Source organism: [Muricauda] lutisoli (nom. illeg.) (assembly GCF_017313105.1).
GTDB lineage: Bacteria > Bacteroidota > Bacteroidia > Flavobacteriales > Flavobacteriaceae > Flagellimonas > Flagellimonas lutisoli.
In genome coordinates this window covers 73,309-96,654 of record NZ_JAFLND010000001.1, presented here as the reverse complement: position 1 = coordinate 96,654, position 23,346 = coordinate 73,309, and the positions used below count along the sequence as shown (strand labels likewise).

Here is a 23,346-nt window from a genome sequence, read left to right as displayed (position 1 = left end):
AACAATTATTTACTTTTTATAACTTTTACCAACTTCTTGGCAAAAAAATTGGGTCAAGAAAATATTCTGTTCTGACCCAGATTTTTTTCTTTCTCCGTTTTTCCCGAACCGTCGTTCGGGACATGTTGCTCCCACCTAGGGCAGAAACATTATCAGACTTTGATCTCAACCTCAACCCCACTCGGAAGCTCAAGCTTCATAAGCGCGTCGATGGTTTTTGATGAAGAGCTGTATATATCCAACAGTCTCTTGTAAGAGCTCAATTGGAACTGCTCTCTCGATTTTTTGTTCACGTGAGGCGAACGCAAAACCGTAAATATCTTTTTACGCGTTGGCAATGGGATTGGCCCAGTTACCACCGCACCAGTTGTTTTTACTGTCTTCACGATCTTCTCAGCAGATTTGTCCACCAAATTGTGATCGTAAGATTTCAATTTTATTCTAATTTTTTGACTCATCTTGCTGAAAAATTAAGCGGTTACTCCTTTAGCTGCTTTAATAACTTCCTCCGCAATATTGGAAGGAGTATCGGCATAGTGTGAAAATTCCATTGTGGATGTTGCCCTACCAGAAGATAAAGTTCTCAAGGCGGTTACATAACCGAACATCTCGGATAGTGGTACTTCAGCTTTAACAACTTTAGCACCCGCTCTATCGGACATACTGTTAACCTGACCTCTTCTTCGGTTCAGGTCACCTACAATATCACCCATGTTTTCCTCTGGGGTAAGAACTTCCAACTTCATGATTGGTTCCATAATTACCGCTTTAGCTTTCTTAGCAGCAACCTTGTAACCCAATTTTGCAGCTAGTTCGAAAGAAAGTTGGTCAGAATCCACAGGGTGGAAAGACCCATCTTTAAGGGTAATTTTCATAGAATCCATTTCGAAACCTGCCAAAGGACCATTTTTCATAGCCTCTTTGAATCCTTTCTCAACAGATGGAACAAATTCTTTAGGAATGTTACCTCCCTTGATCATATTAACAAACTCAAGACCGGACTTACCTTCCTCAGCAGGTTCCATGGTAAATACGATATCCGCAAACTTACCACGACCACCAGTTTGTTTCTTATAAGTTTCTCTGTGATCAGCTGTTCCAGTGATGGCTTCTTTATACTCCACCTGGGGCTGACCCTGAGTAACATCTACTTTAAACTCACGTCTAAGACGGTCACAAATAATATCCAAGTGAAGCTCGCCCATACCGGAAATAATGGTTTGACCGGATGCCTCATCTGTTTTTACTTGAAATGTTGGATCCTCTTCGGCCAATTTTGCCAAAGCCATACCCAATTTATCAACATCAGCCTTAGTTTTAGGCTCAACTGCAATACCGATTACAGGCTCAGGAAACTGCATACTTTCCAAAACAATTGGATGTTTTTCATCGGAAAGGGTATCTCCTGTCTTGATATCCTTAAATCCTACAGCAGCACCAATATCACCAGCCTCTATGTATTCGATAGCATTTTGTTTATTGGAATGCATTTGATAGATACGTGAAATACGCTCTTTGTTTCCAGAACGATTGTTCAGCACATAAGAACCTGCATCCAAACGACCTGAGTACGCTCTAAAGAATGCCAAACGACCTACGAAAGGATCGGTTGCGATCTTAAAGGCCAATGCAGCAAAAGGCTCTTTTGGATCTGGTTTTCTTCTTTCTTCTTTCTCTGTATTCGGGTTGATACCAACGATATCATCCTTATCCAAAGGTGAAGGCAAGTAGCGACAAACAGCATCCAACAAGAACTGAACTCCTTTGTTTTTAAAGGAAGAACCGCAGATCATTGGAATGATGGCCCTATCCATAACTGCTGCACGCAATGCGGCATGCACTTCTTCTTCAGTGATGGAATCTTCATCTTCGAAGAACTTCTCCATCAACTCTTCATCATACTCAGCAACAGCTTCGATCAAGGCAGCTCTGTACTCCTTAACCTCATCTTTCATTTCTGAAGGTATATCGACTACATCAAATGTAGAACCGAAGTTTTCCTCGTGCCAAACAACAGCTCTGTTCTTGGCCAAGTCAACAATACCTTTAAAATCAGCTTCATCACCAATTGGTAGAACAATCGGCACAGCATTGGAACCCAACATTTCACGAACCTGCTTGCATACAGCCAAGAAGTTTGAACCTTGACGATCCATCTTGTTCACAAAACCGATTCTTGGAACTTTATAATTATCGGCCAACCTCCAGTTGGTTTCGGATTGTGGCTCAACACCATCAACAGCACTGAACAAGAACACCAATCCATCCAACACACGAAGTGATCGGTTTACCTCAACCGTAAAGTCAACGTGTCCGGGGGTGTCGATAATATTAAAGTGATAATCTTTTGTGTCAGGTAATGTCTGCGCATTCTCCATTGGAAACTTCCATGTACAAGTAGTTGCAGCAGAGGTAATGGTAATACCACGCTCTTGCTCTTGCTCCATCCAGTCCATGGTAGCGGCACCATCGTGCACCTCACCAATTTTGTGGCTCACACCTGTATAGAAAAGAATACGTTCTGTAGTAGTTGTCTTTCCAGCATCAATGTGAGCTGCAATACCTATATTCCTTGTATATTTTAAATCTCTTCCCATTATATTGTTTAGAATCTAAAGTGTGAGAACGCTTTGTTGGCCTCAGCCATTTTGTGTGTATCTACTCTTTTCTTAACTGCCGCACCTTCTTCCTTGGCCGCCGCTAAAATTTCAGCCGCCAATTTTTGTGCCATTGATTTCTCGTTACGCTTTCTTGAAAAGCTGATCAACCACTTCATGGCAGTGGATATTTTTCTATCCGGACGAATCTGCATAGGAATCTGGAATGTTGCACCACCTACTCTTCTACTACGAACCTCAACGTGTGGCATAACATTGGAAAGAGCATCTTTCCACAATTCCAATCCTGTTTTTTCTTCGTCGGTGTTTTTCTCGTCTACAATTGCAATTGCATCATAAAAAATCTTGAATGCAACTGACTTTTTACCGTCCCACATCATCATGTTCACAAAACGTGTAACAAGTTGATCGTTAAATTTTGGGTCCGGTAATAACGGTCTCTTTTTTGCCTGCTTTTTTCTCATCGCTTCTTCTTAAAAATGATTAATTTTTAGGACGCTTTGCACCATACTTAGATCGTCGTTGCGTTCTTCCCGCAACACCTGCGGTATCCAAAGCACCGCGAACGATATGATATCGCACACCAGGCAAATCCTTTACTCTCCCACCTCTAACCAATACTATCGAGTGCTCTTGGAGATTGTGACCTTCACCAGGGATGTATGCGTTCACCTCTTTACCATTGGTCAACCTTACCCTTGCAACTTTACGCATTGCAGAGTTTGGTTTCTTTGGCGTAGTTGTGTAAACACGCGTACAAACACCCCTTCTTTGAGGACACGAATCCAAAGCAGCCGATTTACTCTTCTTGGTAATTGTGGCCCTTCCTTTTCGTACTAATTGTGAAATTGTTGGCATTAAATTTCTTTTAAAAACTAAATAACCCTCATTTTGAGGGCTGCAAATGTAGTGATTATTCCCAATAATTCAAATCCATGCCAATTAAATTTGCGGTAGAACCAAAAAAAGTTTGAGCACCGTTTTCAAATAACCAAAATAAAACCAAAAAAGACTTGCCAGCCACATGGAACGGCCAAAGAAAAAAAGGAATGTATTTATGGTATATATTAAGGTATAAATACAATATTGGATTTCACACCTTTTTAACAACCAAGGGCACACCCAAAAAAGACACCTTAGAGTTCATAAAAATCGGCAAGCCTTTAAAATTTTGGGCTAAGCATTAAAACACCCTTGGGTTTGAGGGGTGACACCGTTTAATTTGCATTTAGAAGAATTATCCCCCCTTTAAATTATGTAGTTGTTAATGATTTTTTAAGTTTTTGCAGTAATCACATTTACGATGGCGTTCTTAAAGATTTTATAAAATTAGTTTGGATTATTAACACGAAATTATGATTTTAGCGATCAGCTAATTCAAATAATTTAACAATGAGAACAAAACTTAATGGATTGTTAACGCTATTATTGGCGTTTGTTGTGCATATATCCTATGCACAAGACAAGACGATTACGGGTACTGTTACGGATGCCGATGGCCTCCCGCTGCCCGGAGTCAACATTGTCGTTGAAGGGACCACATCGGGTACCCAAACAGATTTTGATGGAAATTACGCCATCAGCGCAAGTGAGGGGCAGACATTGCTTTTTACCTACATCGGTCAAAAACCGGCCACGAGAGTAGTTGGCGCTAGCAGCGTAATCAATGTACAAATGTCAGAAGACGCTCAAGCTCTTGAAGAGGTGGTGGTAACCGCCCAAGGTATCAAGAGAGAGAAAAAAGCACTGGGTTACGCCACGACTTCTGTTGGCTCCGAAGCTTTGGAAGAGCGAGCGGAGGGTGATGTTGCCAGGGTGCTTTCTGGTAAAGCCGCCGGTGTAAACATTACTTCTGCAGGTGGTGCCTCCGGATCAGCTACCAACGTAGTGATCAGGGGTTTGAACTCATTTAGTGGTAATAACCAGGCTTTATTTATTGTTGATGGTGTTCCTTTCAGTAACGACACCAACCAACAGGGAAGCTTCATATCTGGTAACACTGGTAGTTCAAGATTCTTGGACCTTGACCCTAACAACATTGAAAGCATTGAAGTATTGAAAGGTCTTTCTGCTGCGACCTTGTATGGTACGCAGGGAAGAAACGGTGTTATTTTGATTACCACAAAATCCGGTTCTTCAACTACTGGACCTAAAAAGACCGAAATCACAGTTTCACAATCTTTCTTTGCGAACGATATTGCTTCCATGCCAAATTATCAACAACAATATGGTAATGGTTTTGACCAATCTTTTGGATGGTTCTTTAGTAACTGGGGTCCAAGCTTTGATAAAGACGGTACAGCAGGATGGGGTGCCCAATCAGCGATTGATGACAATGGTACGTTAGCACACCCTTACTCTACGGCTTCTTCAGCAACAGGTATCCCACAAGCGTTCCCAGAATTCGCCGGTGCTCGTTACGACTGGAAACCATACGATTCAGTGGAGGATTTCTTTAGAACCGGTAGAACTTTGAGTACTAACGTTAACATTTCTGGATCAAGTGAAGACGGGAAAACGGCTTTTAATGCCAACGTTGGTTACTTTAACGATGTTGGTTTTACACCAGGAAATAAATTTGATAGGGTAAACATCTCTTTAGGTGGTGTTTCCGAATTAAGTAACAAATTCACCATTCGTGGTACAATGAACTACGCTAGGTCGAATGTATTTACTCCTCCAATTGCATCAAGTAGGGGTAACGGTACTGATGGTCTTTCTGTATATGGTAACGTATTTTTTACTCCTTTGAGTGTTGACTTGATGGGCTTGCCATTTGAAAACCCAATTGACGGTTCCAGTGTATACTATCGTCAGAACAACAGTATCATCAACCCTAGATGGACTGCGAAGAATGTTGTATACAACCAGTTTACAAACCGTTTTTTCTGGAATTTATCTGCTAACTATGCATTATCAGAAAACTTGGATTTGAACTGGAGAACCGGTTTGGATTTCTATAACGAACGTAACAACAACAGTTCCAATAAAGGTGGTGTTGAATTTAACTCCGCAATTTTTGGATTTTTGCAAACTTACGATAACAACAATACCATTTGGGACCACTTTGTATCTATAAATGGTAATTATGATATTTCTGATAAACTTGGACTTAGCTTTACAGCTGGGGCAACAGCAAGATCGGATTCTTATGACAGAAATGGTGTATCAAGTACAGGTCAAATCGTATTTGGTGTTAAAAGACATTTCAACTACCAGAATCAGTTGCCGATACAATTTTCAAGAAAAAGAAACATTGTTGGTCTTTTAGGTCAAGCGACCTTGGATTATGACGACTTTTTATTCTTGAACGTAAGTGCACGTAAGGACTGGGTATCCAATTTCCAAAGTGCAAACAATAGTATTACGTATCCAGGAGCAAGTTTGTCGTTCCTACCAACAAATGCGTTCCCTGAACTTAGGTCGGAAAATGCATTGAACTTTTTGAAGATTAGAGCAAGTTATGGTACTTCCGCTAACTTTGATACTAACTCTGCATACCCAACTGTTGGTTTTACAGAGCAAAATACACAAGTGTTCAACGATCAACTTTCTGGATCATCCATAACAACAAACCAGGTTGCCAACTTTAGAGCAAATCCTGATTTGAAACCAGAGCTTTTGGAAGAAGTAGAGGTTGGATTTGAATCCAAGTTTTGGAAGAACAGAGTTTCTTTGGACTTTACTTATTTCTTTAAAACAACCAACGACTTGATCGTTCAAGAGCCATTGGCACCTTCAACAGGATTTACTTTAACTCAAAGTAACATTGGAGCCATTGAAAACAAAGGTATTGAGGCTGATTTAGGAGTTGATATTTTTAATGGTCAGGATTTCTCTTGGAATTCAAGAATCAACTTCTTTACCAATGACGTTATTGTGACCGAGCAAGAACAGGATCAAATTTTCTATTCTGGTTCCATTCCTGCAGGAGGTGGATTGTTTAGAGGTGGTAACGTAGCACAAGAAGGAAAATCATTGGGTTCTATCTACGGAACAGCTATTCAACGTGATGACAATGGTAATTTCATAGTCAACAGTGCTGGTAGTTACCAAGTAGCTGAGCAAGATGCAGATGGATTGGCTCCTATTGTTGGAGATGCTATCGCAGATTATTCCATGAACTTCATCAACACGCTTCGTTACAAAAATCTGAGCTTGAATGTTCAGGTGAACCATACCAAGGGTGGTGATATCCTATCCAGTACTATAGCAACTTTGTTGGGTAGAGGTCTTATTGTTGAAACCCAAGACAGATTAGGAACTTACATCTTGCCAGGTGTTAAGGCAGATGGCTCACCTAACAATACGCAGATCAACAACTCTACGTATTACTTTACCAACTTGTTGTTTGGACCTACCGAAACTAGAATTTACGATGCTTCGGTTATTCGCTTGCAAGAAGTTTCATTGGCATATAGCCTACCTTCTAAATTTTTGGATAAAACGCCATTCGGACAATTGACATTCACTGTACAAGGATTTAACTTGTGGTATGATGCTTACAATACTCCAGATGGTGCTAATTTTGACCCTAACGTACAAGGTGTTGGTGTAGGTAATGGACAAGGATTTGATTTCTTGAACGGTCCAAGTGCAAGGAGATATGGATTTAGCGTTAAAGCATCCTTCTAATAAAAATTGTTAAATACGATTAAGATTATGAAAAATATATTTAAACATATTACATTGGTCTTATTAGCGGGCATAAGTTTTACGGCCTGCGAAACGACTGATTTGGACTTGACAATAAGCCCAAACGAACTGTCTCCGACACAGTCGGACCCCAATTTGCTGCTTAATGCAATGCAATTGGCGTACATTTCCAACCAAGATGATTTTGGAGACGTAGCTGCTCAATTGACCCGTATTGAGTACTTTGGCTCCAGAAATTATTTTAACGGACTTTCAGGTACTACGTTAAATTCTGTGTGGGCAAGAACCTACAGTTCTGATTTTAACATACCTGGTACAGGTGTTGACGTAGGTCTTTTAACAAACCTGCAAGCCCTTGAAGCTATTGATGCCGAAACTGATGTGGATTATTCTTTTCACATTGGCATAGGTAAAATAATGTATGCGCATTCATTATTTCAATTAGCGGATATGCTAGGTGTTGCTGCATTTTCTGAAGCTGGTAATCCAGCTGAGTTTCCTGCTCCAACTTTAGATAGTGGCGAAGAGATATATGCTGCAGCATTTAGACTTTTGAACGAGGCCGAAGCGCTACTTGCTTCCGGACCGGGTGTTCAAGGTGCTACAGACATGTTTTATGAAGGGGACACATCCAAATGGATAAAAGCCCTTAATTCTATCAGATTACGTTCCTATAAGAACACTGGAAACAAAGCGGCTTTTGATGCCATAGTTGCTTCTGGGGATTATATTACTTCTTCTGATGATGACTTACAATTCAGATATGGTGTGAGTGAACTACAACCTAGTGACCGTCACCCAGATTACGAAGCAAGTTATACTCCAACCGGAGTGGGGCCATATAGATCAAACTGGCTCATGAATTTGATGCTACAGAATGATGATCCTAGAATCAGATATTACTTTTATCGTCAAGCTAATGGTACTCCAGGAGCTATCGACGTTAATGGTAACGAGGTGCCACCGAACGAAGAAACCATTTCTTGTTCTTTTTTCACGCCACCCGCACACTATGCAGGATATGTTTACTGCAGTGTAGACAATGGGTACTGGGGTAGATCTCATGGTAATGATGAAGGTGGACCACCGGATGGTTTCTTAAAAACTGCTCCTGGTGTTTACCCTGCAGCTGGACGTTTTGATGATAGCCAATTTAGCGATGTAGATGCCGTAACTGGCGTGCTTTTGGCACCTGGTGTTGGTCTTGGTCAAGGTGGCGGCGGTGCTGGTATAGAGCCAATTATCCTGTCTTCTTATGTAGATTTCTGGATTGGTGAAATGGCCACATCCGATGCCGAAAAAGCGGATGCACTGGAGGCTGGTTTAACCAAGTCCATTGCAAAAGTTCAGAGCTTTGGTGCCTTGGACGGTTCTGCAGACTTGTCTTTCGAGCCAACTGAAACTGAAGTTGAGGATTATATCGCTGGTATTGTTGACGCATTCAACAACGCAACTGGTGATGACAAAGAGAATATTTTTGCAGAGCAATATTTCACAACTTTGTACGGTGGTGGTTTTGAATCTTATAACTATTACAGGAAAACCGGTTTCCCTACAACTGTGGCCCCTAACTGGGAACCAGATCCAGGACCGTTCCCTAGAACGTTATTATTACCACAAAACGAAGTGTTGAACAATCCAAACCTAGAGCAGAGGTCAGATTTGACTACTCAGGTGTTTTGGGATAACAATCCAGCTAGTCCAACATTTCCACCAGCTAACTAAAATTTTTTAGAAAAATGAAGAAAATTAATTTTATAAATAAAGTCTTTTTAGCTGGTATGGTAGCAATACTATTCGCAGCTTGTGAAGATAGCGACAAAGTAATTGACCAAATTGTGGCAGAAGAAACAAGAGGGTCTATACTTAGAACTATCGAAGTTACAGAGAACACGATTGACTATGACGTTACAACCAGTACTCTATTAGGTGGAGGTTTTGGTGCAACTGTTGAAGTTCAAGATCAGGAAAATGGGGATTTACTCCAATCTCTTGATGTGTATTTAGGATATAATGACAATACCTCGGACAAAGGTAATTCCACGATTGGAGATACCGAGGTACTAGTTCAGTCATACTCTTTAAGTGATGGAACCATCGGACCAAATGGTTTGCCAAGATTTACCTATACGGCAACTGCTGAAGAAATGCAGTCGGCTTTAGGTTTAACAGGTGATGAGATTTTTGGTGGTGATGCATTCACAATCAGATTTGAAATTGTAAGAACCGATGGAAGGGTTTATTCTGCTGCAGATAACTCAGGAACATTGACTGGTTCTTACTTTAACTCACCTTTTGAGTACACTTCTGTTTTGGTATGTGGACCTAAACCAACTCAAGCCGGAACCTGGACCATTGATATGCAGGATGCATTCGGCGATGGTTGGCAGCCAACAACTGCCGACGGTGGAGGCCCTGGTATCATTATCACTTTAAGTGATGGTACCGTATATGAAATAGGACTTTGTACCCCTTACGAAGACCCAGGATACGATTGTACTTCTGGTGATAGTGAAGGAACTGCAACATTCGAAGTTCCTCCAGGCCAAACGGGAGCGGCTGAAATTGATTTCCAAGGTGACTTTTGGGGAGAGATTTCCTTCCAAATTTACACACCTGCAGGCAACATGGTTGCTAGCGTAGGTACCGGTACTGCAGCTGGTCTTATTGAAATAGACTATTGCGCAGACTAATCACATAGGATTAGTTCATCTTATTCGATAATTAATTGTATAATTAGTCGAAAATAAAATTAAGGGGTTGCACTGCAACCCCTTTCTTATAATATTACTGCTAAAAAAAATAATTGATCTCCTCCGTTAATTATGAATTTCTTCAAAGGAACAACTATACTATCCTTGGTTTGTATGCTCACATCTGCATGTAAGGACAAAAAAACCAATGATTCCAATATCACATCAAATCAACCCATTTTTGAAAAAATTGATGCTGAGACAAGTGGTATCCAATTCCAGAATACCATACAAGAAAATATTGAGACCAAAGAAAATCTTTTTAACTACGACTATTTTTATAATGGTGCCGGTGTCGGAATAATCGACTTCGACAATGATGGCCTTCAAGATATCTTCTTCTGCGGCAATCAAGTTGCCAATAAGCTCTATAAAAACCTTGGGGATTTCAAATTTGAGGACGTTTCAAACACAGCAAATATCAATACCAATAAAAACTGGAGTAATGGTGTGAGTATTGTTGACATCAATAATGATGGTTGGCAGGACATTTACATTTCACAAGGGGGTCCCTATCAACGGGAAAAACGAAGCAATCTACTTTACATCAATCAAAAAGATGGAACATTTCTCGAACAAGCGGAGGAATTTGGTTTGGCCGATCAGGGAATAAGTACCCAAACCGTATTTTTTGATTTTGATAACGACAATGACCTTGACTGCTTTGTCATGAACGAGAATGAGTTTTATGGTGTTGACCCGATCAACCTATTCAAGCTGATCTCAGAAAGTGAAGAGGCTCAATATTTCAACAGTTGTCATTTTTATGAAAACGACAACGGAAAATTTAAAGACATTACCAAAGCGGCCGGATTGGAACGCCCTTTATTTGGATTGGGCATCACGGTAACCGACATTAACAATGACAATCTTTTGGATTTTTATGTGGCCAGTGATTATTATATACCCGATGCGCTGTTCATAAACAATGGGAACGGTACATTTTCGGACCAAATAAAATCTTATACCCAACAAATATCATACTATGGAATGGGTATGGATATTGCAGATATCAATAACGATGGACTTCAGGATATCTTTGTTCTGGATATGGCTGCCGACGATCATGTAAGATCAAAAACTTTAATGGCATCCATGAATACCGCCCGATTCGATTATTTAACAAATAAAGCCGGTTTTCACTACCAGTATATGTACAATTCCCTCCAATTGAATTTGGGGAACAACAAGTTTTCGAACATTGTCCAACAAACCCATTTAGCCAATACCGATTGGAGTTGGTCCGTACTTATGGCCGATTATGATCTGGATGCGGATAAAGATATTTTTGTTACCAATGGGTATAGAAGATACGCCCTCGACAACGACCTCCAACAAGAGGTCTTCAAGGCCAAAGTAAAATATAAGGGCAATGTGCCGTTAGAAGTTAAGAAACGTCTGTACGAATCAATGCCATCAGAAAAACTTCCAAATATCCTGTTTGAAAATAATGGGGATTTAAACTTTGCCGACAAGGCAAAGGATTGGGGATTGGCAGATTTTTCGTTTAGTAATGGTGCAGCAATCGCGGACTTTGACAACGATGGCGATCTGGATGCCGTGGTAAATAACATGGACGAAGTTGCCTTTCTTTATAAAAACACTGCTGTAGATAATAAAAAAGGTAATTTTCTAATTGTTGACGCCAAAAGCAAATTGAGTGAGGCCTATCCGAAAATTGAAATTTTTTACGACGGAGATAATTCACAGATCGTTGAATCAAGAACGGTTCGCGGATACCGTTCATCTCACCAAAACATAGCCCATTTTGGCCTGGGAAATACCTCAAAAGTAGATTCTGTTTATATTTCTTGGCCTAATGGCAAGCATCATGTCTCCTATGATGTCGATGTTAATAAAAAGCTTGTGGTCAATGATTCCGATGTAAACAATATAGCTATTTCCGATTCCGGTACAACAAGCTTGTTTGAAACTGTAAATCCAAATGAAATCGGTTTGGACTATTCCCACAAGGAAAACCCTTATGATGACTTTGAAAAAGAAATTTTACTTCCTTACAAACAATCCACACAAGGTCCTTTTATTGAAAAAGCAGATGTTAACGGTGACGGTTATATGGATATTGTTGTTGGGGGCGCTTCGGGCCAACCAACTGCTTTATTTATCCAATCTGAACAAGGAAAATTTACAGAAAAGAATATTCCTGCCTTTGAAAATGATAAGGCTTACGAAGATACCGCGGCACTATTCATAGATATTGAAAATGATGGAGATAAAGATTTATTCATAGTCAGTGGCGGTAACGAATTTTTAGAGCATTCATCGTTTTACGCAGATAGATTATATGTAAATGACGGGAGTGGTAATTTTACGAGAAACCAACAAGAGGCCCTGAACAGTTTTCCAAAATCAGGAAAAACAATTGCCAGTTTAGATTTTAATCTAGATGGTTATTTGGATATCATTGTCGGCAATCGTATCCAACCTCAAAATTATCCTCGTTTTGCCCCTTCCATAGTCTATCAGAATAATGCAGGAACACTAAGCGATGTTACCGAAGAAATAATTCCGGAGCTTGAAAGTTTTGGTATTGTCAATGATATTTTAATTACCGATTTTAATGGTGACGACAAAGAAGACTTGATTGCCGTTGGAGAATGGACCAATATCGGTTTTTTCAAAAATGAAGGTGGCACCTTTTCGCTTTTAAAAGATTATAGCTTCGACAACCAAAAAGGTTGGTGGTACACCGTAAAAGAAACTGATGTCAACAATGATGGTAAGCCTGATTACTTGGTTGGTAACGTAGGAGAGAATCTTAAATTCAAAGCCAGCAAAACGAAACCCTTCAAAATTTACGCCAACGATTTTGATGATAATGGCACACCGGATATCGTTTTAAGTAAGAAATATAAAGGAGAATTTGTACCTGTTAGAGGGAGGGAATGTTCCTCTCAACAAATGCCCTTTATAAAGGAAAAATTCAAAACCTTCGACGAATTTGCCAATGCAAAACTAGTTGATGTTTATGGGGAAAAATTGGAAACTGCCTATGAGAATGAAGTAACCAACTTTAATTCTATTTTACTTTTAAATAAAGGAAATGGTGATTTCGAAGTAAAAGACCTGCCGACAGTAGCACAGTCTTTTCCAATTTTGGCGACTGAATTCAAAGATTTAAACGGTGATGGCTTTGAAGACTGTATTCTCGCCGGTAATATTTACCAAACCGAAGTCGAAACCCCTCGGTTGGATTTTGTTTCGGGCGTTGTATTGATCTCAAACCAAAAGGATGGCTATAAGACTATGAACAGGAGCGACTCTGGCCTTTACCTTGAAGGTAATGTTAAGGATTTGGTTTGGTTAAATAACACTGCTAACAAAGAGCTGTTATTAACTGCGACCAATAACGGTAGTATTATTATCAACTCCCTAAATAATTAATCTGAAGGTGGGTCAAATAATAATTATTACAAATTTTAACATTTCTATAAAATAAATTATAAACATTATTTATAGATTTCTATAAATTATATGAACACATGAAAAAATACCTTTTTACTTGTTTAGTTTTTGTTGGCGCATCAAGTGCAATTGCCCAAACTTTTGGAACAGTCAATGCAAGTCAAGTTTCTGGCACGTCTGGTAATAGCGCATCAATTTCATACTTGTTGGGAGATGTGAATTCCCAGAAGGAAAAAAGAAAAGAAAAAGAGTCGGACATACAGGGTTCTGCCTATACTTCTGATGCCTTTATGCCTGGTAAGCTTTATTATAAAGATGATTTTGAATCGGACGTTTTTTACAGATACAACGCCTACATGGAAGAAATTGAAATAAAAAGCTCTAATACACCAACCTCACCTGTAAGCGCATTAAGGAGGGACAAGAATATTAATTTAAGGAGTGTAGATGGCAGACTTTTTAGTTTTAAAACTTTCATTGACAACTCCGGTTTAACACAAAACGGTTATTTAACATTGCTATCTGACGGTAAATACAAGTTTTACAAACGAGTTGATGTAAAGTATACCGAGGGTCAAAAAGCACAAAATTCATTTGTTAAAGCCATTCCTCCACGATTCTCTCAATTCACAGAATACTATTTGGAAGTTCCTGAAAATAATAGAATTGACGAGTTAGTAATTTCCAATAGGAAGTTATTAAAATTATTACCTGCTGATCAGCGAGATACCGTGAAGAGTTATTTGAAAGAAAATAAAATAAAGCTTAAAGATGAAGCAGATGTTATTCAGGTTTTAAATTGGCTTGAACAACAATAAACCCTAAACTAAAAAAATTGAAAAGCACTCAAAACGAGTGCTTTTTTTATGCCTAAATTTGCGACATGAAAAACGAGAACATCATTTATGGCATAAGAGCCGTTATGGAGGCGATAAATGCCGACCAGCCCATCAACAAAATATTTGCCCAAAAGGGCCTCAAAGGTGACCTCTTTAAAGAACTGGAATCCACTGTACGCAAAAATGGAATCAGCCTATCCTATGTTCCGATTGAAAAACTAAACCGCCTTACCCGTAACAACCACCAAGGTGTGGTTGCTCAAATATCACCAATACAATTCCATAACTTTGAAGAATTGGTGGAACAGGTCCTTTCCAAGAATGAGCTTCCATTGTTCTTAATGCTGGATGGAGTTTCGGATGTCAGAAATTTTGGAGCCATTATACGTACTGCGGAATGTTCCGGTGTCCATGGCATCATCATTCCAAAGAACGGTGCTGCACCTATAACTGATGATACCGTAAAGACCTCAGCAGGTGCGGCCTTTAACGTCCCCATTGCCAAGGTAGACCATTTAAAAGATGCCATTTTCTATCTACAGTCCTCAGGTGTCGCGGTAACGGGGGCTACGGAAAAAGCCGAAAACGAGATTTACGGAGTGGATTTCAACCAACCTACGGCCATAATCATGGGATCGGAGGAAAAAGGCATCTCCCCCTCTACCCTAAACATACTTGATCATCAAGCCAAGCTGCCTCTTCTGGGAAAAATCGGTTCATTGAATGTTTCGGTAGCCTGTGGTGTTTTCCTTTATGAAGTGGTGAGACAGCGCAAAAAATAACCTTTACTCCTCAGTGGATTTTTTATAGTGGTATTTAATTTCGATTTGCTCCTCTGGTTCTTCGGTAACAGTCTCGATAAAATTACCGTCCTCATCAAAATGTTGTAGAAAAGGATCTTCCTCTTCCTTATAATCCTCCCGTTCCCAATCATACTTGCGCACCTCTGGAACACGAACCTTGGTTATAAAGGCGAGAACCAGACCCGTAGCGAATCCAGCAAGGTGTCCTTCCCACGAAATACCATCTTTGACCGGAAAGATATACCAAATCATACTCCCGTAAATAAAAACCACGATCAATGAGAGCGCGACCAAACGATAATGTTTGGCCAATATGCCTTTAAAGAATATAAAACTTGCCAATAAATAGATCACTCCACTCGCTCCAATGTGGTAAGATGGTCTCGCGATGACCCATGTAAGCAATCCAGAGACAAGTGTCCCAAAAACCAATACCCTAAGTGCTGCATTTTGATAGAAATAAAAAAGAAAGGCGGTCAAAACGGCCAAGGGAATAGTATTGTTGTACAAATGGGCAATGGAACCGTGAATAAACGGGCTAAAGAATACTCCTTTTAAGCCGGATATTCTTCTTGGGTATACTCCATAGTCGTTCAGGTTGATGCCAAACTTCACTTCAACCCAAAAAACAATCCAAATGGAAAGTACTGCGACCAAAGGCGCCAATACCACAGCATTGGAAAATTTAAATGAATCCGAACTCATATCCTTACAAAATCAAACATCCCGCCATAACCTTAAAATTATACAAATTGTCAGGTTATCCAGACAAATCCTTTCCCTTACAAGAACAACAGACCATCAAATTTATTTTATTTTTACCTCATGAACGAACCTTTGGCAGAACGCATACGACCAAAAACCTTAGAGGATTACATTAGCCAGCAACATTTGGTGGGAAAGCAGGGCGCATTGACCAACCAAATAAAAAACGGTGTGATTCCCTCCTTGATTTTTTGGGGTCCCCCAGGAACTGGAAAAACCACCTTGGCCAACATTATTGCAACGGAAAGCCAAAGACCTTTTTACACTTTGAGTGCGATCAGCAGTGGGGTAAAAGACGTTCGGGAGGTAATCGAGAAAGCAAAACAAAGCGGGGGATTGTTCACTTCCAAAAACCCGATCCTCTTTATTGATGAAATTCACCGTTTCAGTAAATCACAACAGGATTCTTTATTAGGTGCTGTAGAAAAAGGTTGGGTCACCTTAATAGGGGCTACCACAGAAAACCCAAGTTTTGAGGTGATACCGGCACTTTTGTCCAGATGTCAAGTATATACGCTCAATCCTTTTGGGAAAGAAGACCTTGTTGCCCTATTGGAGCGGGCAATAAAAACAGATGTTAATCTCTCCAAAAAACAAATTGAGCTAAAGGAAACGGAGGCATTACTGCGATTATCCGGAGGGGATGGACGAAAATTGCTCAACATCTTTGAACTTATCATCAATTCGGAGGCAAGCGATAAAATTATAGTAACCAATGATCTAGTGCTCAGCAAGGTTCAGAAAAATACCGTATTATATGACAAAACCGGGGAGCAGCATTACGACATTATTTCGGCCTTTATCAAAAGTGTTCGCGGAAGCGACCCCAACGCCGCGGTGTATTGGTTGGCACGTATGATCGAAGGCGGAGAGGATGTAAAGTTCATTGCGCGAAGAATGATTATTTTAGCATCCGAAGATATTGGAAATGCCAATCCTACAGCCCTTGTCTTGGCCAACACCACTTTTCAGTCCGTAACTACTATTGGATATCCGGAGGCCAGGATTATATTGGGTCAATGTGCGACCTACTTGGCAAGTTCCCCTAAAAGCAATGCCAGCTATATGGCCATAAACGAAGCGCAACAAAAGGTGCGACAAACAGGGGACCTCTCGGTACCGATACCACTTAGAAACGCCCCCACCAAATTAATGAAGGACTTAGGGTATGGAAAAGGGTATGATTATGCCCATAACCATGAAAATAATTTTGTGGATTTTGAGTTTCTTCCCGATGAAATTTCCGGAACCACCTTTTACAAGCCAGGAAACAATCCAAGAGAAAATTCCATGAAAGATTTTTTAAAGAAAAGATGGAAGGATAAATACGATTTTTAGAACTTGATATGGAGTTCCTTTTGCACTTTTTCACCATTCTCCGAATATTCCAAAAACCATTTGCCATCTTTCTTGAAAACAACCGCATTGTTTCCTTGGAATTCGGTCATAAAAACATTTTCCATTGAGGTGGACTCCAACTTAAGTACAACTTTTGGTGTGCTATCCACCAACTGATACCCACTTTCCGTTGGCTGGGCGTACAAAAGTTCTGTTGGAACGTCCATAACAGATACTTCTCTATCTACAGCCTTAACAATTTTGGATGGTTTTGGCTGTACTGCCTTATAAACCTGTTCTTCCTTTGTCGCCTTTTGTTCAACCACATGCTCTTTTGGTTCCTTTTCCACAGATTTCACATCATCTTTAAAACTTATGGTTACTGTATCGGGTTCCTTTGGTTTATCCTTCTTTGGCTCGTATTTATAATTCATCCCTGCAAAAGAAACAAATGCATTTGCAATGGCTTCCCTATACGTATCATAATACCCTTTGAGTTTACTGGTTCCTTGTGCAGACCTAAAAACTTCTTGATTGTTGCAGTCTTTAAGAGCTATACTAACCTTGGTAGTGAACATGGTGGAGTCATCAATAAGGTCGGCTGTAAGGCCAAGACATCCGTTGTCGGTCAAATCAATCGGAAGGGCATCGTCGTATACAACATTAAATCCATTTTCTGCAAAATAATATTTCACCAACGTACTGGTCTGGTACTGATTTACCGATTTAAACTCACTAAACTTTTTGGGAACAACAATGTATTTATAACTATTCAGTTGAGCATTCACAGTACCTGTAAGCCCCATTACAAAAAGCAATATGTACAATACTTTAGATTTCATATAGTAGAGATAATCAATTATCGTTCCAATATATAATATTAAATCCGAACTGTAAAGATGCGTAGTGGCTATCAGCTATATTGGAATAACTTAGAAGGTTGTCCGCCAAAACATAAAAATTAACCGGGCCCAATTGAAAATTGGCCCCTAATCCAATATTCGTAAAAGAATACTTATCAACGGTATACGTGGCTTTCAAGGAAGCGACCCTACCAAATCTTCTTTGATAAAAACCTGTTAAAGCGGCCTGTACACCCCTTGGCCTTTTCATCATAAATAATTGCCCACCAAGACTATTTCGGTAATAATCACGGTCAGTTCCTCCGCCAGCATTAACACCACATCCACAATTATCGAATACAGGGCTTCCGCCTTCCCCAAAATCGTACCTGATGGAACCGTATACTTTTACCGGTCTCCAGGATATATAACTGGATTCGTTTTCGCCATGTGGCAATGCTCCATCTATTTCATCCAACAAATCTTGCCATAGATCATTGTCAACATTGTCTATATCTTCCGGAAGAAATACAGAGATTCCATCTGTTACGGTACTTCCGCTAAAGGTATAGTTCCACACATCTTTTGAGTTGTTTATAAAACCAAGGTCCAAAATACTTCCCGTTACGGTAGTCTGCGGATTTAACTCGTAACTAAATCCCAAATCAAGACCGAACCCTAGATTTCCGCCCAAAAACATGCGTTTGGTGAATAGACTGGCCACTTCTTTTTGTTCAGTACCCGTATCAGCCTCAAAAATATCATAAAAACCCCTGATTCCGGCCGTTTTAAGCTGCATATCAGCATTAATGGCACTTTCATAAATATTGTTTTGGCCCTGCCTTGTAATAAAGGAGCCAGAATTATTTATGGACTGGAACTGAAAAATACTGGAATATATTTTGGCCCTCGCCCCCAACGTAAGTGCGTTACTCACCTTTCTATTGATACCAAAATGAAACACATTGATCATTTCACCTCGAAGGTTTAGATCACCAAGATCAAAGCTTCGGCCAACATTGTTACCTCCGTTTCCTTCAAAGGCCAAAATAGCCAAATCCTTGGGCCAATAACTAATGATATCAGTTTCCCAATACATTCCAAAGGAATAATAATCATCAGGTCTATTCTTTCCTCTAAAACCTACGGTAATCCCTTCTATTTGGTTTGTTGAGCTAAAATCGTCCTTGTTGCCCATTACATCCAACAAACGACCCTGGACCTTTGTAGTAAAATCAACACCATCATTGGCAAAAAGATCATTTACGGTAACTCCGCTAGTAGCTCCCTGAAAAGACAATCCTGACAATACGGGTATTCCTGCATGCCATTTTTGTGAGGTCTTCACCCCTGGGTTTACCATTAAAGATTGGGGTATTTCATAAAAATCGTACAGAAGTTCCTTATTTTGGGCAAGAACAGTTGTCCCGCAAAAAAGTGCCAAGAGTATTAATTTAGAGGCTATTCTCATTGTAATTCAAATAGGAATTCCGCTCCGGACCTAAAGATCACTTTTGGGTCTTCGGCCGGAGAAACACTGGTGTCATCACTTAAATTATTTGCTGAAACGCGCAAGCTGGAAGTGTTCGTGAGTATATCCAAGCGCTTACCCCCTTGGCCATAAAATACCTCTCTGGTCAAAATGCTGGAAGGACCGGCTTCGATATCAAAAGTTTCGGTATCAAGAATATTTCCGGCATCATCTATGAACCCAATGATTATTCTTAGTTGTTTGCTTGTGGTGTTTTCTATTTCGTAGGAAATTGTCCCTTCCAAGAGATGTTCCGCCACATATTGCTCATTGAAGGCATCAAAATTTACTTCGCGAAAATAAAAGGTATTTAAAGCACCTGCAGAATTTATGGTGGCTTCGTCGGATTCCAAATAAAATAGACCCGAAGTCACGGTTGGTGTTACGCTCAAATCGTCAATCTGGCTAAAATCTTGCTCTTCTGTGCAAGCAGCGTTAAAAAACAAAAAAACCACTGCCAAGAGGGTGGAATAGCATAATTTTTTCATAGCAAAGCACATTTTCTAGTGTCGAAAGATGGGGTTGTTGCTCTTTATATAACTCTATAAAATGTTTTTTATTTCAATCAGATCATGAATCATTGTACAGACTTCGTGATTATCATCCCCATGAAAATTGTAGTGCAGTGCTTGCATACCCAAAGCCTTGGCCCCCAAAATGTCCGCCTCCATGTTGTCCCCTATCATCAATGAGTTCTTGGGGTCTACACTTGCCATTTCCAAGGCCATTTGAAAAATGTGGGGATGCGGTTTTTTCACTCCAGCCATCTCAGAATCTATTATTTTTTGAAAATAATGGTGTATTCCACTTCCTCGAAGTTTTTTTGTCTGTACTTCCTGGAATCCGTTGGTTATTATATGTAGTCTGTATTTAGGGAACAAATACTCCAGAGTCTCCACGGTATTTGGCAATAAGTGGGTGAAAGATGACAAGTGTAGGATATAATCGTGAGCCAACCTATTGATTACCTCATCCGAAACCGATACATGAAGTGTATCGAAGGTTTTTTTTAGACGTTGATAGCGCAGCTCGGATTTACTGATTGCATTCTCGCGGTACAAAGCCCACATTTGCAGGTTAATGGGTGCATACACCTCCAAAAAGCCATTGAGATCAACACTGACTTTGTTATCAACTAAAATTTTGGCAAACGTAAGGGCAGAGTTTTTTTCAAAGTCCCATAGGGTATGGTCCAAATCAAAAAAAACGTCGGTTACTTCGTGATCAAACATAATATCGCTTTAAAAGAGATTGATAAAGCTCCATCCAATCCAATTGCTGTTTACCGCCCAAAAGTTCATTGGAAAACACCAAAATAAAATCACCCTTGACCTGTTTTACCAAACGGTACACCCTATCCATTTTCTCGAACACCTCTTCTTTGCTTTTATATTTGACCAAAGCATAATCGTGCATAGCAAAAGGGTGTATTTTTATAGGCTGCCTTACCTCTGTATTGATATCGTAGAAATAAAAAGGGGTACAGGTACCTGCCCTAAAACCAATTTCGTGGGTATACCCCATGGAAAAATCGTCTGTGAACTCGGTTTCCACCAAATTTCTGTAGGTGGCGGGGACATTTACCTTATTGTATCTTAGCCTTGCATAGTTAATGGGCCTATTGATCAAATTGCCCAATTGCTTTTTCTCTTCACGAAGCACCTCTTTGTCAGCAGAAGAGACGAACGATGTGCTCAAGGATACAACACTGTAATCGGCCACCGATTTAATAAGAAAACGAAACCGATTGTTATTGGGGGATATGTTCTTGTCATGGGCGGAATGTTTTGCAAATTGAAAAAAGAACATGGTTTTAATGGGAAACTTTTTATGAATATTGATCAATTCGAAAAAGTTGTCGTACGGATCTTTTTTGAGCCGCAACAACACCGAAAAGCGATCAAAAACATCCTTGAACCTAAAATTCCCGAAGTCCAACAGTAAGCCTCCGATACTACGGGCAAAACCCCGCATGGCATAAGCATGGGAAGTGGTAACATTTATGATCGAAGTAAAACGATAGCTTTTTTCTTTGGTTTCCAAATCCGGAAAGCGTTGCTTTAAAGATTCCAACAGTTTGTTGGCCCAAAGATCCACAACGGGAAGTTCCAAGAAATCATTCTGATAAGCTATGCTTTCCTTTACGGGAAACCTCCCTACACTGTCCTTCACATGGGGCAAATATTCTTCGTAACGGCTCATGAGGAAAAAACTGGCCGAAAAAATGTCAAAAGGAATCGTACTTTTTTCACCCGAAGAGAAGAAACAAGGAATTCCGTCCCAATCGGACACCTTGATCTCCAAATCATTGATACCCTGTTCGAACAATAAGTCATTGCTCCTTACAAAAAACTCGTTTTGCAAAGGTTGTTTGGAATAGGTCATCTTAGGCCCATCGTGCTTTATAAAATCTTCGACCTTTGTAGTAAACCCCATCTCCACCCCCAAGATTTTTTCAAAGATCTGCTTGGCGGTATATGTTAATCGGTTAGTTACCTTATGGGTGAAAATCAATAACATGGCTATAATATTCCTTGGTCCGCAAAACTCAAATATTCATTTTGGGATAAAATCAAGTGGTCCAAAATTTTTATGTCCAAAGCTTCTGATGCCACTTTTAACTTATGTGTTATTTGTTTATCAGCTCCGCTGGGTTCCATAGTCCCAGATGGATGGTTGTGGGCCAGTATAATTCCTACAGCACCCAATTCCAAGGCCTGTTTTAACACCAGGCGCACATCTACCAAAGTCCCCGTAATCCCACCCTTGCTCAACTGCGCTTTATGTACGACCTTGTTGGAATTGTTCAGGTAGACAATCCAAAACTCCTCGTGCGGAAGTTCTCCGATCAAAGGGTACAACAGTTCAAAAACATCGTGGCTGCTTTTAATTTTGGTGATTTTGGTGGTATCTTCCAAACGTCTTCTCCGCCCCATTTCCAGTGCAGCTGCAATGGTCACCGCCTTTGCTTCCCCTATTCCTTTAAAACGCATCAATTGGTTTACGGAAAGCTTCCCCAGCTCGTTTAAATTATGATCTACCGAGGCCAATATCCGTTTGGAAAGTTCCACAGCACTTTCATCCCTACTTCCAGAGCCGATTAAAATGGCGATCAACTCAGCATCGGACAGCACGGAACTCCCCTTTTGCACCAATTTTTCCCTGGGTCTGTCATCATCTGCCCAATGTTTAATGGAAAAAGAAGCTAGTTTTTCTTGCATGGTCTAAAGATAGGAGAATAATTTTATGTAATTTTCAATATAAATCCTTCATTATGAAATCCCTTTTCAACAGCGAGGCACACGAAGAAACTTTAGCAAGAATAAATAAGCTTTCGGAATCTTCGAAACGGCAATGGGGTAAAATGGAGGTAGGTCAAATGCTTCACCATTGTCAATTTCCTTTAAAAATCTCGTTAGGTAAATACAATCCCGACAACAAACCTAACTTTATGTTGAAACTGATGGGGAAATTTTTCAAAAAAAGCCTGTACAACGATAAGCCATGGCGAAAAGGGCTTCCCACGGCCAAAGGGTTAAAGGTAGTTGCTGATAAAAATTTTGATGAAGAAAAGAAGGCACTAATTGATTTGATAAACGATTTCCATCAAGAGAAAGATAGAAAAGAATGGGACCCCCATCCTGTGTTTGGCACCTTTACTCCAGAACAATGGGGACAAATGCAGTATAAGCACCTGGATCATCATTTAAGGCAATTTGGGGTGTAACAGATTCAAATTTTAGAGATCTTTCCTTTTTTGGCCACTTCCGTCAAT

The 23,346-nt window shown here is 40.0% G+C and carries 19 protein-coding genes; 8 read left to right on the top strand and 11 right to left on the bottom strand.

Annotated features, from left to right (window positions below):
• Positions 1–152: 152 nt before the first annotated feature.
• Genes rpsJ through rpsL form a run of 4 tightly spaced genes read right to left on the bottom strand, consistent with a single transcriptional unit; the run spans position 153 to position 3,476 of the window.
• Positions 153–458, bottom strand: a complete 306-nt coding sequence (gene rpsJ, locus J0X13_RS00450) for a 30S ribosomal protein S10 (RefSeq protein ID WP_014032013.1) — start codon at positions 456–458, stop codon at positions 153–155.
• Between the two features lie 12 nt (positions 459–470).
• Entirely contained in the window at positions 471–2,597 is a 2,127-nt protein-coding gene (fusA, locus tag J0X13_RS00445) for an elongation factor G (protein WP_207069548.1), read from the bottom strand.
• A gap of 8 nt (positions 2,598–2,605) precedes the next feature.
• Entirely contained in the window at positions 2,606–3,082 is a 477-nt protein-coding gene (gene rpsG, locus J0X13_RS00440) for a 30S ribosomal protein S7 (protein WP_127138686.1), read from the bottom strand.
• Between the two features lie 19 nt (positions 3,083–3,101).
• Positions 3,102–3,476 (bottom strand): 30S ribosomal protein S12, encoded by a 375-nt coding sequence (gene rpsL, locus J0X13_RS00435; RefSeq protein ID WP_014032016.1) that lies wholly within the window; start codon positions 3,474–3,476, stop codon positions 3,102–3,104.
• Positions 3,477–4,010: 534 nt separating this feature from the next.
• On the opposite strand from rpsL, the gene J0X13_RS00430 reads away from it, so the two are divergent.
• The 6 genes from J0X13_RS00430 (at position 4,011) to rlmB (ending at position 15,074) form a co-directional block, all read left to right on the top strand.
• The gene (locus J0X13_RS00430; protein ID WP_207069547.1) at positions 4,011–7,253 is read left to right on the top strand and encodes a SusC/RagA family TonB-linked outer membrane protein; all 3,243 of its coding nucleotides are present in this window, start codon (positions 4,011–4,013) and stop codon (positions 7,251–7,253) included.
• 27 nt (positions 7,254–7,280) lie between these two features.
• Positions 7,281–8,999, top strand: a complete 1,719-nt coding sequence (locus J0X13_RS00425; protein ID WP_207069546.1) for a SusD/RagB family nutrient-binding outer membrane lipoprotein — start codon at positions 7,281–7,283, stop codon at positions 8,997–8,999.
• Positions 9,000–9,055: 56 nt separating this feature from the next.
• Entirely contained in the window at positions 9,056–9,967 is a 912-nt protein-coding gene (locus J0X13_RS00420; RefSeq protein WP_207069545.1) for a hypothetical protein, read from the top strand.
• A 132-nt stretch (positions 9,968–10,099) separates the two neighbouring features.
• Positions 10,100–13,432: a VCBS repeat-containing protein gene (locus J0X13_RS00415; RefSeq protein WP_207069544.1), complete on the top strand. Its 3,333-nt coding sequence runs from the start codon at positions 10,100–10,102 to the stop codon at positions 13,430–13,432.
• A gap of 98 nt (positions 13,433–13,530) precedes the next feature.
• The gene (locus J0X13_RS00410; RefSeq protein ID WP_207069543.1) at positions 13,531–14,271 is read left to right on the top strand and encodes a hypothetical protein; all 741 of its coding nucleotides are present in this window, start codon (positions 13,531–13,533) and stop codon (positions 14,269–14,271) included.
• Positions 14,272–14,336: 65 nt separating this feature from the next.
• Complete coding sequence (rlmB, locus tag J0X13_RS00405) at positions 14,337–15,074, top strand: 23S rRNA (guanosine(2251)-2'-O)-methyltransferase RlmB (protein ID WP_207069542.1); 738 nt, start codon at positions 14,337–14,339, stop codon at positions 15,072–15,074.
• A gap of 3 nt (positions 15,075–15,077) precedes the next feature.
• Here rlmB and J0X13_RS00400 read toward each other — a convergent pair whose 3' ends face one another.
• The gene (locus J0X13_RS00400; protein WP_207069541.1) at positions 15,078–15,800 is read right to left on the bottom strand and encodes a rhomboid family intramembrane serine protease; all 723 of its coding nucleotides are present in this window, start codon (positions 15,798–15,800) and stop codon (positions 15,078–15,080) included.
• Positions 15,801–15,920: 120 nt separating this feature from the next.
• Here J0X13_RS00400 and J0X13_RS00395 point away from each other — a divergent pair, with 120 nt between their 5' ends.
• Positions 15,921–17,198: a replication-associated recombination protein A gene (locus J0X13_RS00395; protein WP_207069540.1), complete on the top strand. Its 1,278-nt coding sequence runs from the start codon at positions 15,921–15,923 to the stop codon at positions 17,196–17,198.
• Here the strand turns inward: J0X13_RS00395 and J0X13_RS00390 are convergent.
• From J0X13_RS00390 to radC, 6 genes are read right to left on the bottom strand one after another with little or no spacing between them, the layout of a single operon-like run.
• Positions 17,195–18,040 carry a hypothetical protein gene (locus J0X13_RS00390; RefSeq protein WP_207069539.1) on the bottom strand — a complete coding sequence of 282 codons (846 nt, stop codon included), beginning with the start codon at positions 18,038–18,040 and terminating at the stop codon, positions 17,195–17,197. The genes J0X13_RS00395 and J0X13_RS00390 overlap by 4 nt on opposite strands.
• A 13-nt stretch (positions 18,041–18,053) precedes the next feature.
• Positions 18,054–19,511, bottom strand: a complete 1,458-nt coding sequence (locus J0X13_RS00385) for a DUF5723 family protein (RefSeq protein ID WP_207069538.1) — start codon at positions 19,509–19,511, stop codon at positions 18,054–18,056.
• Complete coding sequence (locus J0X13_RS00380; protein ID WP_207069537.1) at positions 19,508–20,059, bottom strand: hypothetical protein; 552 nt, start codon at positions 20,057–20,059, stop codon at positions 19,508–19,510. Before J0X13_RS00380 ends, J0X13_RS00385 begins: the two co-directional genes overlap by 4 nt.
• A 54-nt stretch (positions 20,060–20,113) precedes the next feature.
• Positions 20,114–20,803: a YjjG family noncanonical pyrimidine nucleotidase gene (locus J0X13_RS00375; protein ID WP_207069536.1), complete on the bottom strand. Its 690-nt coding sequence runs from the start codon at positions 20,801–20,803 to the stop codon at positions 20,114–20,116.
• Positions 20,796–22,091 (bottom strand): polysaccharide deacetylase family protein, encoded by a 1,296-nt coding sequence (locus J0X13_RS00370; protein WP_207069535.1) that lies wholly within the window; start codon positions 22,089–22,091, stop codon positions 20,796–20,798. The genes J0X13_RS00375 and J0X13_RS00370 overlap by 8 nt, the downstream gene beginning before the upstream one ends.
• 2 nt (positions 22,092–22,093) lie before the next feature.
• Positions 22,094–22,792, bottom strand: a complete 699-nt coding sequence (gene radC, locus J0X13_RS00365; protein ID WP_207069534.1) for a RadC family protein — start codon at positions 22,790–22,792, stop codon at positions 22,094–22,096.
• 53 nt (positions 22,793–22,845) lie between these two features.
• Between radC and J0X13_RS00360 the strand changes: the two genes are divergently transcribed.
• A complete protein-coding gene (locus J0X13_RS00360) occupies positions 22,846–23,298 on the top strand; it encodes a DUF1569 domain-containing protein (RefSeq protein ID WP_207069533.1) in 453 nt (150 codons plus the stop codon).
• The last annotated feature ends 48 nt before the right edge of the window (positions 23,299–23,346 follow it).